Raw genomic sequence first — 14,064 nt, forward strand, 5'->3', positions numbered from 1 at the left:
TATCCCCAACTCTCCCTTATCCGAAGATAAGCGTCTTTATCGCATCACATGTGTTACAATTCATATAATATTTCATAAGCAACCATGTTGCGGCCCGCCGTTCGTACGGCAACCGCTTCGTTGTTCAGTTTCAAAGGATAGAGTCATGCATCACAGCGATATTCTCATTATCGGGGGCGGCCCTGCCGCCATGGTCACCGCGGGGACGGCGCGTCAGTACTATCCCAATAAATCGGTCACGGTACTTAAAAAAGGGAAAGACTCCATGGTGCCCTGTGGCATACCCTACGTCTTCGGCCCGCTTCTAGAATCGGTGGAGGATGACATGATTCCCTGCGGCGACATGGCGGCGAAGATGGGTACCGAACTGATCGTCGAGGAGGCGGTGGGTATCGACTTCGAAAAAAAGAGGGTCGCCGGAAAGAGTGGGGAGTCCTACGGCTATGAAAAACTGATCATCGCAACAGGCTCGGTACCGAAAATTCCCAGACAGATTGCCAATCACGACGCACCAGGTGTCTTCTTTGTGCCTAAAGATCCCGACTACATCCGAAAGATGCATGCTGAAATGGCCGGCATGAAAAAGATCGTCGTCGTCGGCACCGGTTTCATCGGGATAGAGATCGCCAACGAATTCCAAGACAGCGGCAAAGAGGTCACACTGGTCGGTTCGCGCCTGCTCAAACACTCTTTCGACCCCGAAGTGAGCAGCTATATGGAAAAGATCGTCGAAAACAAAGGGATTGTTCACTACAAAAACCAGCGTACATGCGAAATCGTTCTCGACGAACGTGGGCATGCGTGTGGGGTGAAATTCGAAGACGGCGAAGTGGTGGCATGTGACGGGGTGGTACTGGCCACGGGTTACCGTCCCAACACCGATCTTGCCAGAAAAAGCGGCCTTTCGATGCGTCAGGGCGATACGATCTACGTGGATGAGTATATGCGTACGACGCAACCGGATGTCTTCGCCATTGGAGACTGCGCCGAAAAGCGCCACTTCATCACCAAACGAACGATTCCGGTGATGCTCGCATCCACCGCTACCGCCGAAGCGCGGATTGCCGTGGCGAACCTCTACAGCATCAATCTGGTCAAATCCTTTTCCGGTACCATCGCCATCTTCTCCACCGTCATCGGCGACACCTGTTTCGGCTCGGCAGGTATCACGGAAGAGGATGCCAGAAAACAGCGGATCGATATCACGACAACGGTGGTGACGGTGCCGGACAAACATCCCGCGAAGCTTCCCAACAGTCACGAACAGGCGGTCAAGCTGATCGCCAGCCGTGCCACGGGCCAGCTCATCGGCGCACAGGTGGTCGGCGGCATCGATATCGGCGAAATGATCAACATGCTCGGTACCATCATCGAAAACCGTATGACCGTTTTCGACCTTCTGGGACTTCAGGTGGCGACGCATCCGCTGCTCACTTCGGCCCCCACCACCTACCCCATCATCGTGGCGGCCCAGAATATCGCCGCCCGAACTTTGGGAGCCTGATTCCTGGCGTCACGCGGGGGGTCATCTTCTGCCCAACCTTTCAGAGCAACGGGAAAGAAGTGGATATGCTATGATTTTGCATGGATAAAAAATCCCTGCTCCTGGCCGTAATGTTTCTCTGCACGACCTTTGGATGGGGCATAGAACCGCTGAAAATCGACGAAATCCAGTGGTATACACCGGACCTTTACAAAAAACCTCCAAAAAGCGGCGTAGCCTACGGATGGAACGCCATCGATACGAAGTGGCTCTATATGAAGGCACTGGCGATGATCGCCTTCGATTACAACCACTTTCACCAAGACCAAAAAAATATCGAAACAGTCGGCGAACTGGAGAGTTACAACCGATGGGATATCCGGGGCGCCCGCGCCGGCGTCGCCGGATCGATCCATTTTTCCCGTCCCTGGAGTTACCTGATCTCAGGAACGCTCAATCACTGGAGCAAAACCTTCGACGAAAGGAATCAGGGGAAATACGACATTCTCGACTGCATGGTGAGCATACCGTTATGGGGTGAATACGGACGCATTCAGCTGGGCAAGATGAAGGAGCCGGTCTCGATGGAGCGCGTGATGGGCATGGTCTTCGAACAGACGATGGAGCGCCCGATGCATCTGGACGCGCTTCTGCCGTCAAGAAACATCGGTATCGCGCTCCTTGATACCCTTTATGACGGTCGGCTGCGGTGGCGCATAGGGATTTTCAACGACTGGATCGAGAGAGACGATAGCTCCTTTTTTGAAAACAACATTGTCTATGCGGGCCGTCTTACAGGGTTGCCCTACGAAGATGTGGGCAAAAAGCAGCTTGTGCATATCGGCGGTTCTTTCCGCTACGAAGATGTCAAACGAGGAAGCGTCCGGTACGACGTGGGACCAGAAAACTGGTTCGTCGACTCCTGGCTCGATACGGGAGAGATACCCGCCGACGCCACACAAACCGCCAACCTGGAAATCACCTATCTGAATGGGCCGCTCTGGCTCGCGTCGGAATATACCGCCACGCGGGTCGATTCACCGAAGATGGACGATCCCTTCTTTTCGGGCTGGCATGTCACTTTCAACTATTTCCTTACGGGTGAATACCGCGGCTACAATTACCAAAGAGGCACCGTCCGGCGCATCATACCCCAGGAGAATTTTTTCGGCGGCGGATGGGGGGCGCTGGAACTTTCCCTCCGATACTCAACACTCGACCTCGACAGTAAAGAGGTTCACGGGGGAAAGATGCAGATCACCTCGGCCGGTTTCATCTGGCATCCTATGCGTGAGACACAGTTTCATATCCAGTTCAGCCACGCGGAACTCGACAGTTTCAACCCAGCCAACTCCCGATCCACGGGAGGCAACGCCAACATCATCCAGCTGCGATGGCTTATCATCGTCGACTGAGCCGACGTCTGTTTTTCGCTTGTGCGCCTAAATCCCTTCGGCGATCATCGCGTCGGCGACACGCTTGAATCCGGCGATGTTCGCGCCATCGACATAATTGCCTTTCACGCCATACTCTTCGGCCGTTTGGGCCACATTGGTACAGATATGCTCCATGATGGTTTTGAGCTCCGCATCCACCTTTTCGAAACTCCACCGCATCATCTGGGCATTCTGGCTCATCTCAAGGGCGCTGACGGCCACACCGCCGGCATTGGCCGCCTTCGCGGGTCCGAAACAGATGCCGCTTTTTTGGAAATAGTGGATGGCCTCCGGAGTCGAGGGCATGTTCGCCCCTTCGGTAACGCTGACGCAGCCGTTTTTGACCAGCGCCTTGGCGTCCGTTTCGGTCAGTTCGTTCTGTGTGGCGCACGGAAAGGCGGCGTAACACGGGATATGCCAGGCGGCATGGCCCCCTTTGGGATAATCGGATACCGGAATATATTTCGCTTCCGGATGCTTTTTTGAGTACTCTTGCAGCGACACTCTTTTGACGAATTTCAACTCCTTGAGCAGCTCCAGGTCCACGCCCCTTGGATCGTAAACGGTCCCTTTCGAATCGGAGCATGTCACCGGCAATGCCCCGAGTTGGTAAAGCTTCTCGATGGCATGCAGTGCCACGTTTCCCGAACCGCTGACGGTACAGACTTTCTCTTTAAGAGGCTCTTTGTTCTCGATTTCGAGCATCTTTTCGGTGAAATAGACAACCCCGTACCCGGTCGCTTCCGGGCGCATCAGGGACCCGCCGAAGAAGAAAGGCTTTCCGGTCAGTACGCCTTCATAGGCGGATGTGATCTTTTTGTATTCGCCGAAAAGATAACCGATCTCCCGTGCCCCGACACCGATGTCGCCTGCCGGCACGTCGATACGGGGTCCGATATATTTGTGAAGTTCGCGCATGAAAGCCGAACAGAAGCTCATCACTTCGAAATCGGTTTTCCCTTTCGGGTCGAAATCGCTGCCCCCTTTGGCGCCGCCGATGGGCAGTCCTGTCAGGGCATTTTTGAGTATCTGTTCGAATCCCAGGAATTTGAGAACCCCTTCGTTGACGGTGGGATGGAAGCGCAAGCCGCCTTTATAGGGGCCCAGGGCATTGTTGAACTGGACGCGATAGCCGGTGTTGACCTGGATTTTGTTGTTTCTGTCAAGCCACTCCACTTTGAATTTGAAGATTCTATCAGGAACGACGAGACGTTGCACGATGGCATTTGCCTGATATTTCGGGTCGGAGAGATAGAGCGGCGCGATGGAAAGCAGCACCTCCTCCATCGCCTGGAAAAAAACATCATCCTCTTTACAGTTGGGATTTCTCAGACTTTTGATATATTCTCTTGCTTTCTCCAGCTCTTTTTCGTCCATACGGATCGCTTTGCCTTTACTCATATCGTTCCTTTATCACACTATTTTTTCGATTATAACAAAATTTTGTTTTATAAACCGATGTTATGCGATACCATCGTTGTTAAAGTAAAAAATGCGCAGCGACAGGAAACGACCGACGTTGTGCGAATGCCCTCAGACATCCTTATTGAGCGGTGATGAATTCACGCCTTCGGTATTAAAAGGAACGCCCGCGCCAACGTCGCCCAAAAGAGCGGAGATAGCCGGAAATTGGCGAAGATTTTTATACTTTCCGTTTTACACCCTCTTTTGGATTCAAAAAAAAATCAATGCACGAACGTGGAGCAATCCTTTTCCGCCACGTCGAAACGGAAGAGAGGTTTTTTGCTCGCTGCGGAGATATAGCGATAGGAGATGACGATTCCGCTTTTCAAAAAGCGTTGAGAGGTGCTACATACGCCGGCCATGACATTGCGCCGCATCCTCTCTTTTCCCTCTTTGATGATCTGATCGTCGCTTTTGGGGCCCGCATCGATTTCGAATGTATAGATTAGCATAACACCGTCGGCATCGATACCTGTGAGCCTGGTAAAGGGGTCGACCCGCTTTGGCAGCTCTTTCGAAAGCTCATGTGCCGCTGCTTTGACAACATTTTGATTCTGAAGGCGTATCTTTTCTGCCAATTCATCGGCCATGAGCAGTGTCGAAAGCATAGCCAGAGTTGTCAGCCAACCGAAGACGTTTTTCATGGGTTTCTCTCCTTGAACGGAAGTTTGGCGATTATAACATAGTGTCGATTCACAACCGACCCACAATCTATTGCGACAATACAGTTGAAGCCATCCGATATGGAGTGCATGCATAAGGAGAGAAGATGTGGGGCAATGCCGTTATGTTACTGGTGGGCACCGCCATCGCAGGAACCTTTGTCGTCACGAAAATGGCGAAAAAACACGAAGGAATCCGGTATGGGAAGGTGTTCGATTGCACAATGCGTCTTGAAACTTTCCTTCATAAACATCTTAACGCCCAAGGACGCGGTCTTCATGCGAAAATCAACAATGTCATCGACAGACTTGACACAACTGACGTGGATATTCTCAGGCAAATCGCGGCCGCAAGGGAGCACTTGCTGCAGGGTAGCGATTGTAAAATCGATCCCAACGCTTTCGACAGGCTTTGCAAATCGATCCGAAAACGATTGAAAGAGACCTACGGGGCATCGGTTTAGCCGATGCTCCTTTTACGGTGGTTTACTCTTTCCACTCTTTCCAGCGATTGATCAAACCGTTGGTCGAGCCGTCGTGCGATGTGACGCGCTTGGTGCCGTCGAGTTCGGGAAGGATCTTTTTGGCAAGCTGTTTGCCCAGTTCCACACCCCACTGATCGAAAGAATAGATGTCCCAGATGACGCCCTGTACGAAAATCTTGTGCTCGTACATCGCGATCAGTTTTCCCAGAGTCCGGGGTGTCACTTTGCGCAGCAGAATGGAGTTGGTGGGGCGGTTGCCTTCGAAAATCTTGTGGGGAATCAGATCCTTCACCTCATCGAGCGATCGGCCGGAGCTTATGAACTCCTTTTCGACCTCCTCCCGCGTTTTGCCGAAAGCCAGCGCTTCGGTCTGGGCGAAGAAATTGGAAAGCAGGATTTTATGGTGCTCGCCGATGGGATTGAGTGACTGCGCCGGTGCGATGAAATCGCACGGAATCAGCTTGGTTCCCTGGTGGATCAGCTGGTAGAAGGCATGCTGGCCGTTGGTTCCCGGCTCGCCCCAGATAATGGGGCCCGTCTGGTAGGTCACCCTTTTGCCGTTGCGATCGACATACTTTCCGTTGGACTCCATGTCTCCTTGCTGAAGATAGGCGGCGAAACGGTGCAGATACTGATCGTACGGGAGGATCGCATGGCTTTCAGCCCCGTGGAAGTTGTTGTACCAAATTCCCAACAATGCCAGGATGACGGGAAGATTCTTTTCGTAGGGAGCTTCTTTGAAATGGTTGTCCATCTCATGGGCTCCCTCCAGCAGTTCGACGAAACGGTCGAACCCGATCGTCAGGGCGATGGAGAGTCCGATGGCCGACCAGAGGGAGTAGCGCCCCCCGACCCACTCCCAGAATTCGAACATATTCTCCGGATCGATGCCGAACGCTTTGACGGCTTCGGCATTGGTCGACATGGCGACGAAGTGTTTTGCCACCGCCTTTTCGTCTCCTGCCGATTTCATGAACCACTCCCGCGCCGTGTGGGCATTGGTCATCGTCTCCTGTGTCGTGAAAGTTTTGGAAGCGATCAGGAAAAGGGTCGTTTCCGGTTCGATTTTTTTGAGGGTTTCGGCGATATGGGTTCCGTCGACATTCGAGACGAAATGGGGTTCGATATCCTCGAGTTTGTAGGCTCTCAGCGCTTCGGTGACCATAACAGGACCCAGGTCCGAACCCCCGATGCCGATATTGACGATGTCGGTGATTTTTTTGCCGGTGTATCCACGCCATTCGCCGCTGTGGACCCTGGAACAGAAAAGCTCCATCTGTTTCAAGACGGCATTGATCTTCGGCATCACATCCTCGCCGTCGACATACACAGGGGTGTTTGAACGGTTGCGAAGCGCCGTGTGCAGCACGGCACGGTTTTCGGTGCGATTGATCTTCTCGCCCCTGAACATCGCTTCGGCTGCCCCTTTGACGTCACACGCCTCCGCCAACGCGACCAGCGCGTCGAATATCTCTTCGTCGATCAGGTTTTTGGAAAAGTCCAGCATTATCTCGTCGTCGAGTATTCTTGAAAACCTCTCGAAACGTTGGGGATCGGAGGCGAACATCTCACGCAGATGAATGCCTTTTCTCTCCTCAAACAGTTCTCTCAGCCGTCTCCACGCTTCGGTCGTCGTCGGATCGATATTTTTCAGCATTGTCTGAACACTCCTCTTCTTTTGCATAATTTCGTTTGTCTCTTCAGCCGATACGGCCCTTTTTCGCCGTTACACCAGCTTGAAAAAGCAGACACCCAGCGGCGGGAGGCGAAGCTGCAGCGAATATTTACGGCCGTGACACTCGATCTGCTCCGTTTCGATCGGATGCGGATTGGTGATGTCCCACCCCTCGTAGTGCCGGTACTGGGAATTGAAGATCTCCTGCCACCGTCCCGGTATCGGTATGCCGATCCGATAGTGGTTATAGACGGTGTCGGCGAAGTTGCAGACCACCAGGATCGTCTCCTCTTCGATGTCGCTCTTTCGAAGAAACGCCAGGACATTGTGCTGGTAATCGGTATCGTCGATCCACTCGAAACCGGCGTGTTTTTCGTCATAAAGATGAAGGGCCCGTTCGCTTTTGTAGAGGGCGTTGAGATCGCTCACGAGTCGCTGTATGCCCCGATGGCACGGGTTTTCGAGCAGGTGCCAGTCGAGGCTCTGCTTGTAGTTCCACTCGGCCCACTGGGCGAACTCGCCCCCCATGAAGAGCAGCTTCTTGCCAGGATGGGCCGTCATATAGGCAAAAAGCGCCCTGAGGTTGGCGTATTTCTGGTTGTCGTCTCCTGGCATTTTGCGGATGAGCGAGCCTTTCATATGCACCACTTCGTCGTGGCTGAGGGGAAGAACGAAGTTTTCGTCGAAGGCATACCACATGCTGAAAGTGATCTGATGGTGATGGTGCTGCCGGTAGATGGGGTCGAGTTTGAAATATTTGAGGGTGTCGTGCATCCATCCCATGTTCCATTTGAAACCGAAACCCAGGCCGCCGGCATAGACGGGTCTGGTCACCATCGGATAGGCGGTCGACTCCTCCGCCACCATGATGATATCCCCGTGTTCGCCGTAGACCGTTTCGTTGAGCTGCTTGAGAAATTCGATCGCTTCGAGGTTTTCATTGCCGCCGTATTTGTTGGGTATCCACTCTCCCTCGTTTCTGGCGTAATCGAGATAGAGCATGGAGGCGACGGCATCGACACGTATGCCGTCGATATGGTATTTTTCGAGCCAATACATGGCGCTGGAGATCAAAAAGGCTCTCACTTCGTTGCGGCCGTAGTTGAAGATGGCACTCTTCCATTCAGGGTGGTATCCCAGCCGGGGATCCATATGTTCGTAGAGGCAGGTGCCATCGAAATTGATCAGACCGTGCCCGTCGGTGACGAAATGCGACGGTACCCAGTCCATGATGACCCCGATGCCGTGTTGGTGCAGGATGTCGACAAACTGCATGAACTCCTGGGGTGTGCCGTAGCGCGCAGTCGGGGCGAAATAGCCCGTCACCTGGTACCCCCAGGAACCTTCGAAGGGGTGTTCTGTGATCGGCATGATCTCCACATGGGTGTAGTTCATATCGACGAGATAGCGCGCGAGCTCCTCAGCGGCCTCGATGTAGGTGAGGGGACGGTTGCCCTCTTCGACCTTCCGCCGCCACGACCCAAGATGCACTTCGTAGATACAGATGGGCTTGTCATGGGCGTTTTTCTCTTTGCGCAGATCCATCCAGCTCTCGTCGTTCCACCGATAGTCCTCTATTTCCCAGATACGGGAGGCAGAGTTCGGCGGTTTTTCGGCATATTTGGCGTAGGGATCGGCTTTTTCGAAGGTTCTGCCGTCCATCTTCGAGACAATATGGTATTTGTAGGTTTCTCCGATTCCGACGTTGTCGATGAAACCCTCCCAGATGCCCGACTCATCCTCCCGCAGTTTCAGGGGATGGGCGGCGGCGTCATAGCCGTTGAAATCCCCGATGACGCTGACCATCGCGGCATTGGGCGCCCAGACGGCGAAATAGACGCCGGGCACACCCTCTCTCTCCATAAAGTGGGAACCGAATTTGTCGTAGAGTTTGACATGGGTGCCCTCCTTAAAGAGATAGATATCCATCTCGCTCAATCGCGTGACGTCGTAGTGTATTGCATGTTTCATCCTCTTTCTCCTTGCTTGGATGGCTTTCGCCGGAAATCTTCTTCCAGCCCGGGTGCCTCTCTCTTCATGTCACCGATAGTCCGCTACCCGCCGCGCATAGAGCGTGTGATAGTAGAGATCTTCATACTGTTTTGCCGCACGTTCCCAGTCGAACCGTGCCTGCATCGCCGTGCGCTGCATGATCGTGTAGGCGTCTCTGTCGTACCGGTAGGTGTCGGCCGCCCACTTCACCGTATGGTAGAGGGCATCGTTGGTCGCCCAGTCGAATTTGAATCCGTTGCCCGTTTTGGTCGCCGGATCGTAGTTCTGGATCGTGTCGTCCAGTCCCCCGGTGGCACGGACGATCGGCAGTGTGCCGTACCGCAGGGAGTAGATCTGGTTGAGCCCGCAGGGTTCGAACAAAGAAGGCATCAAAAAGAGATCGCTTCCCGCTTCGATGATGTGGGCCAGTTTGTTGGAGTAGCCGACATGGCATGCGAAACGGTCGGGATAGCGACGGGCGATGTCGCTGAAGAAGCCTTCGGCCCACTTCTCCCCTGTCCCCAGCATGACCATCTGCAGGTTCAGATGCAACAATCCTTCGATCGTGCCGGCGATGAGTCCTATCCCCTTCTGTTCGGCGAATCGTCCGACAAACCCGATAAGGGGGACATCGTCCCAGACAGGGAGGTTGAAACGCTCCTGCATGTCGGCTTTGCAGAGCGCCTTGCCGCTCATATCGTCCAGATCGTACCGTTTGGCGATATAGGGGTCGATATCCGGGCTCCACTCCTCGTAATCGACTCCGTTGAGAATGCCGTAGAGTTTGTGCGCATGCGCCCGGATATGGCCGTCGAGGCCGAACCCGAACTCGGGCGTGCGTATTTCGTGGGCATATTTTCGGCTGACGGTCGTGACGGCATCGGCATGGGCGATGCCCCCTTTGAGAATGTTGACACCGTCCATCGCTTCGAGCTCGTGGGGATTGAAGTGTTCCCAGCCCACCTCCATCACGTCCATCACGCCTTTGAAAAACTGTCCCTGGTGCTGCAGATTGTGAATGGTCAGAACCGTAGCGGCATTCCTGAACTCATCGTCGAAGGCGAAACGGGTGTTTCTCAAAACCGGCTGGGCTGCCGTATGCCAGTCGTGGGCGTGGATGATGTCGGGCCTGAACGCGAGTTTCTTACAGAGCTGAAAGGCGGCTTTGCTCAAAAAGATGAAACGGTTGTCGTTGTCGGGATAGCTGAATCCGTTCTCGTCGGCGTAGAGGCCTGAGCGTCCGAAGAACCGCTCGAAATCGATGAAATAGACCGGTACGTCGCTGCCGGGCAGCGTATCCTTGTAGACGCCGGCCCACAGCTCCCCCATCGCCCCCATCGGCACTCCAAGCGGTCCGGGAACATGCTCCAGCTTGCTCTTGTCGATCGAGTAGTAACGTGGCATGACGACGATGACGTTGTGTCCCAGTCTCGCGAGCGCTTTGGGCAGCGCTCCCGCCACATCGGCCAGCCCGCCCGTCTTGGCGAAAGGGACAACTTCGGAGGCGGTGAAAAGTATGTTCAGCGCTTGATTCATTTCATTCCTTTAAAAGTTTACTCCTGTACTCTTATTACATTGTATCCAACAACAGCTTCGCTCCTTCCAAAGAGGCGTTTTCAATACGGGTCATCTCTATGTTGAGACCATCGCACGACGTTAAGAGCGCAAACTCGGTTATTTTCTTTCTGACAATCGGCAGAAGAAAAGGGTTGTGCGATACGACGCCGCCGCCTAGAACGAGAATCTTCGGATTGAGCAGAGTGACAAGTGTCGCCGACGCGTGCAGAAGCGCCTCGATATAGTGGATTGCGACCTGACGGCAGGAATCGTCCTTTGCATGATAGAACCTCTTCAAATCGGGCGAGCCGTCGCATCCGAAGTGGCGCATCCACTTGCCGATGCCGGCGCCGGAAGCGTAAAGTTCAAGACAGTTATCCTTTCCGCATCCGCAGGCAAACGGCGCTTTACGGTAAGGAACATGCCCGATCTCCCCTGCGAGGCTGCGGAATCCATGGCATATCTCGCCCCGCTCCACGATGCCGCTTCCTAGGCCGGTGCCCGAATAGAGGGCCACGAGGTGCCCCTCCTTCCAGTAGACCGATTCGGCCAGCGCGGCGCAGTTGAGATCGTTCTCTATCCGCAGGGGGATGCCGTAGGCGGTTTCGAAGTAGTCCCGCAAATCCGGCCTTCTGACCTCTATGTTCGGTGCCGAGAGGATCACCCCATCATGCACCTGTCCGGCAAAAGAGACGGCGACGGCATCGATGCCGGGATGGCTTTTGAGCATCGACTCGATGAAGAGGGAGATCTCCGTCTTTTTGCTGGGAAGGATTCCGCAAGTTTCTCTGCCTTCCCCGACCAGTTCGTACCGAAGATGCGTGCCCCCGATGTCGATCGCAAGCCGGCTCATACCAGTCTCCGATAGAGCGAGAGGTAGTGTTCGGCACATTTTCGGATCGAAAAGTCACACACCATGTCGAAGCTCCTCACCCGGTTGAAACGTGGCTTCTTCGCGTACAGATCCAGTGCCTCCTTCATCGCCGAAACCATCGCGGTTGCGTCGGACTCTTCGAAAAAGATCCCTTTCCCGCAGAGCGGTTCTTTCGCGTGCCATGCATGGACCGTATCGCGCAGTCCTCCGACCCGATGCACGACGGGAATCGTGCCGTACCGCATCGCGATCATCTGGTTGAGGCCGCAGGGTTCGAACAGCGAAGGCATCAGGAGAAAATCGGCGGCGGCGTACATCCGGTGGGAGAGTGTTTCATCGTAACCGAAACGGACAACTATTCTTTCGTGGCGTTTCGCCGCCTCTTCGAGAAGTGCATGGTAACGGGCATCGCCGGAACCGAGAATGGAGAGAAAAAGCGGCATTTCCCCGATCGTATCGATCGCTTCGATGATCCAGTCGAGCCCTTTTTGCTCGACGAAACGGCCGATGAAAACGAAAAGCGGAAATTCATATTTGTTTATATCGATTTCTTCCAGGTAGGCTTTTTTGCACCTTTTCTTGTTGAGAAGCCGTTTTTTTGAGAAGTGAAAAGGAAGGGCGGGATCGGATGAGGGATCGTAGAAGGCTTCGTCGATGCCGTTGAGGATGCCGTACAGTTTGTGGCGGTGTTCGCAAATAAAACCGTCGAGTCCGCATCCATACTCCGCCCGCTGAATCTCGAGGGCGTAACTGGGACTCACCGTCGTAACGAGGTCACTGTGGCGTATGCCACCCTTCATCCAGTTGATCGCCCCGTAGAACTCCATATCCTTCATCGTGAAATGGTGGGGGGAGAGCCCGATACCGGCCAGTGACTCCGCGGGAAAGATTCCCTGGTAGGCGAGATTGTGGATTGTATAGACGGTTTTGGCGGCGATGCCTCTCTCTTTTAACAGCGGCGCCGCGAGTGCCGTGTGCCAGTCGTTGAGATGAACGATATGCACACCAAGACGTTTCGAAAGCTCCGCAACGGCGTGGCAAAAGAGCGCGAACCGGATATCGTTGTCCGGGTAGCAGCCGCCCGGCGGCCCGTAGATACCCTCTTTGTCACTGAGCGCTTCGTTGTAGACGAAAAGGTGCAAAACCCCGTCATGAATGGCCGAAAAAATTTCGGCCGTCCGGGTCGCCCCGCCGATTTGGAACGTGAAGTGTTCGCCGGTGGGTTCGATACCGTAGCGCTCCCTGTCCACGAAACGGTAGAGGGGCATGACCGCCGTCACCTCTATCTTGTTGGCAAGGGCCTTGGGAAGCGCGTGGGCGATATCGGCCAATCCCCCGCTCTTGGCAAAAGGAAACATTTCGGCGGCGGCGAAAAGGAGTTTCATGCTTTGCCTTCGACGACACTCCGAAGAAGGTAAGCCGCATCTTCGGGTGGTACGGGGTTGATATGAACACCGCTTCCGAATTCGAAACCCCCGAGCCTGAAGAGTCTCGGAACGATCCGCAGTGCGAACCGCCACATCTGCGGAAGCGTTTCGAAAAACGGTTCCGTCACGATGTTTTTCTGCACGGGCGGCGTGTTGAAGGTGATATTGAAATCAAAATCCCCCAGTTCCACATAGAGTGCTTCCACGGTTTGTTTCAGAACATCGGAGAGGTCCCGAAGTTTCGCATCGTTGAGGGCGATCAGCGACTCCGTATTCTCCCTTCCCAGGATCACCACTTCGAAGGCGAAGGTCGAAGCGAAGGGGCAGAGAACGACAAAATGGTCGCTTTCGATGACGATTCGCTCTCTGTCGTGCAGTTCCTGCGACAGCACGCTTTCGAAAATGTTGTGGCGCCGTTCGAGAAAGTAGCGGTGGGCGCGCTCAAGTTGATCGAGTTTGCGTTTGGGAACCACCGGCAGCGCGATGAGTTGGGTATGGGGATGCGACTGCGTCGCGCCCGCGTAGTGGCCATGGTTTTTGAAGATCGAAAAATAGACGAGGCGGAAGTCGTTTTTCAGATCGTTGATGCGGGAACGAAGGGTAAAGAGCCAGTTGAAATATTCATCGTGGCTCCACCGGTCCATCCGGGTCAGGTGGCGCGGGGTGTCTATGATCACCTCATGGGCGCCCAGACCTTCCCATGCCTGGTAGATACCCGCTTCCCTGCTTTCCCAGGCCGCTTCGATCTGGACCGCTTTGTAGAGATTCGGCACGACACGGGTTTTCCAACCCGGGGTGTTGGGCTCATTCTCCCGGAGGGCGAAAATTTCGGGCGGCGTCATCGACTCGTGTCCTTCGCAGAAAGGGCATCTCTTTTTTGTCTCTTCGGTTCGGACGGGAGATTTGTAGCAGTCGGGTTTGTGCAGCCGCTCCGGCGCGATCAGGGCATACTCGTCATGGAGCAGATCGTAGCGCATTTCAGACATTCGAAGTTCCTTCCATCTTTGCG

Annotated in this window: 11 protein-coding genes; 3 read left to right on the plus strand and 8 right to left on the minus strand. The window is 54.3% G+C overall.

Annotated elements, in window-relative coordinates:
• Nucleotides 1-145 precede the first annotated feature (145 nt).
• Together JMG82_RS02180 and JMG82_RS02185 are read left to right on the plus strand one after the other, a co-directional pair.
• Nucleotides 146-1,504 carry an NAD(P)/FAD-dependent oxidoreductase gene (locus JMG82_RS02180; protein WP_201353303.1) on the plus strand — a complete coding sequence of 453 codons (1,359 nt, stop codon included), beginning with the start codon at nt 146-148 and terminating at the stop codon, nt 1,502-1,504.
• Nucleotides 1,505-1,584: 80 nt separating this feature from the next.
• A complete protein-coding gene (locus JMG82_RS02185; RefSeq protein WP_201353304.1) occupies nt 1,585-2,898 on the plus strand; it encodes an OprO/OprP family phosphate-selective porin in 1,314 nt (437 codons plus the stop codon).
• A gap of 27 nt (nt 2,899-2,925) precedes the next feature.
• On the opposite strand, the gene gdhA is transcribed toward JMG82_RS02185, so the two are convergent.
• Both gdhA and JMG82_RS02195 read right to left on the minus strand, forming a co-directional pair.
• A complete protein-coding gene (gene gdhA, locus JMG82_RS02190; RefSeq protein WP_430408180.1) occupies nt 2,926-4,320 on the minus strand; it encodes an NADP-specific glutamate dehydrogenase in 1,395 nt (464 codons plus the stop codon).
• Between the two features lie 284 nt (nt 4,321-4,604).
• Nucleotides 4,605-5,027, minus strand: coding sequence for a PA3611 family quorum-sensing-regulated virulence factor (locus JMG82_RS02195; RefSeq protein WP_201353305.1), 423 nt, complete (start codon nt 5,025-5,027; stop codon nt 4,605-4,607).
• 125 nt (nt 5,028-5,152) lie between these two features.
• Between JMG82_RS02195 and JMG82_RS02200 the strand changes: the two genes are divergently transcribed.
• Nucleotides 5,153-5,509, plus strand: a complete 357-nt coding sequence (locus JMG82_RS02200) for a hypothetical protein (RefSeq protein ID WP_201353306.1) — start codon at nt 5,153-5,155, stop codon at nt 5,507-5,509.
• Nucleotides 5,510-5,531: 22 nt separating this feature from the next.
• On the opposite strand, the gene pgi is transcribed toward JMG82_RS02200, so the two are convergent.
• The 6 genes from pgi to JMG82_RS02230 all read right to left on the minus strand — a co-directional run bounded on the left by pgi (nt 5,532) and on the right by JMG82_RS02230 (nt 14,041).
• Complete coding sequence (gene pgi / locus JMG82_RS02205; RefSeq protein ID WP_201353307.1) at nt 5,532-7,187, minus strand: glucose-6-phosphate isomerase; 1,656 nt, start codon at nt 7,185-7,187, stop codon at nt 5,532-5,534.
• Nucleotides 7,188-7,256: 69 nt separating this feature from the next.
• Entirely contained in the window at nt 7,257-9,176 is a 1,920-nt protein-coding gene (gene glgB / locus JMG82_RS02210) for a 1,4-alpha-glucan branching protein GlgB (RefSeq protein ID WP_201353308.1), read from the minus strand.
• A 69-nt stretch (nt 9,177-9,245) separates the two neighbouring features.
• A complete protein-coding gene (glgA, locus tag JMG82_RS02215; RefSeq protein ID WP_201353309.1) occupies nt 9,246-10,733 on the minus strand; it encodes a glycogen synthase GlgA in 1,488 nt (495 codons plus the stop codon).
• A gap of 34 nt (nt 10,734-10,767) precedes the next feature.
• On the minus strand, nt 10,768-11,607 hold the full coding sequence (locus JMG82_RS02220) for an ROK family protein (RefSeq protein WP_201353310.1): 840 nt from the start codon (nt 11,605-11,607) through the stop codon (nt 10,768-10,770).
• A complete protein-coding gene (locus JMG82_RS02225) occupies nt 11,604-13,013 on the minus strand; it encodes a glycogen synthase (RefSeq protein ID WP_201353311.1) in 1,410 nt (469 codons plus the stop codon). Before JMG82_RS02225 ends, JMG82_RS02220 begins: the two co-directional genes overlap by 4 nt.
• Nucleotides 13,010-14,041 carry a galactose-1-phosphate uridylyltransferase gene (locus JMG82_RS02230; RefSeq protein ID WP_201353312.1) on the minus strand — a complete coding sequence of 344 codons (1,032 nt, stop codon included), beginning with the start codon at nt 14,039-14,041 and terminating at the stop codon, nt 13,010-13,012. Before JMG82_RS02230 ends, JMG82_RS02225 begins: the two co-directional genes overlap by 4 nt.
• Nucleotides 14,042-14,064: the final 23 nt, after the last annotated feature.

This window comes from Hydrogenimonas urashimensis (assembly GCF_016593255.1).
Lineage (GTDB): Bacteria > Campylobacterota > Campylobacteria > Campylobacterales > Hydrogenimonadaceae > Hydrogenimonas > Hydrogenimonas urashimensis.

Excerpts from the sequence above, each read along its gene's own strand:
- JMG82_RS02180 (WP_201353303.1), top strand. The coding sequence starts at position 146 with ATGCATCACAGCGATATTCTCATTATCGGGGGCGGCCCTGCCGCCATG.
- JMG82_RS02185 (WP_201353304.1), top strand. The coding sequence starts at position 1,585 with ATGGATAAAAAATCCCTGCTCCTGGCCGTAATGTTTCTCTGCACGACC.
- gdhA (WP_430408180.1), bottom strand. The coding sequence starts at position 4,320 with ATGAGTAAAGGCAAAGCGATCCGTATGGACGAAAAAGAGCTGGAGAAA.
- JMG82_RS02195 (WP_201353305.1), bottom strand. The coding sequence starts at position 5,027 with ATGAAAAACGTCTTCGGTTGGCTGACAACTCTGGCTATGCTTTCGACA.
- JMG82_RS02200 (WP_201353306.1), top strand. The coding sequence starts at position 5,153 with ATGTGGGGCAATGCCGTTATGTTACTGGTGGGCACCGCCATCGCAGGA.
- pgi (WP_201353307.1), bottom strand. The coding sequence starts at position 7,187 with ATGCTGAAAAATATCGATCCGACGACGACCGAAGCGTGGAGACGGCTG.
- glgB (WP_201353308.1), bottom strand. The coding sequence starts at position 9,176 with ATGAAACATGCAATACACTACGACGTCACGCGATTGAGCGAGATGGAT.
- glgA (WP_201353309.1), bottom strand. The coding sequence starts at position 10,733 with ATGAATCAAGCGCTGAACATACTTTTCACCGCCTCCGAAGTTGTCCCT.
- JMG82_RS02220 (WP_201353310.1), bottom strand. The coding sequence starts at position 11,607 with ATGAGCCGGCTTGCGATCGACATCGGGGGCACGCATCTTCGGTACGAA.
- JMG82_RS02225 (WP_201353311.1), bottom strand. The coding sequence starts at position 13,013 with ATGAAACTCCTTTTCGCCGCCGCCGAAATGTTTCCTTTTGCCAAGAGC.
- JMG82_RS02230 (WP_201353312.1), bottom strand. The coding sequence starts at position 14,041 with ATGTCTGAAATGCGCTACGATCTGCTCCATGACGAGTATGCCCTGATC.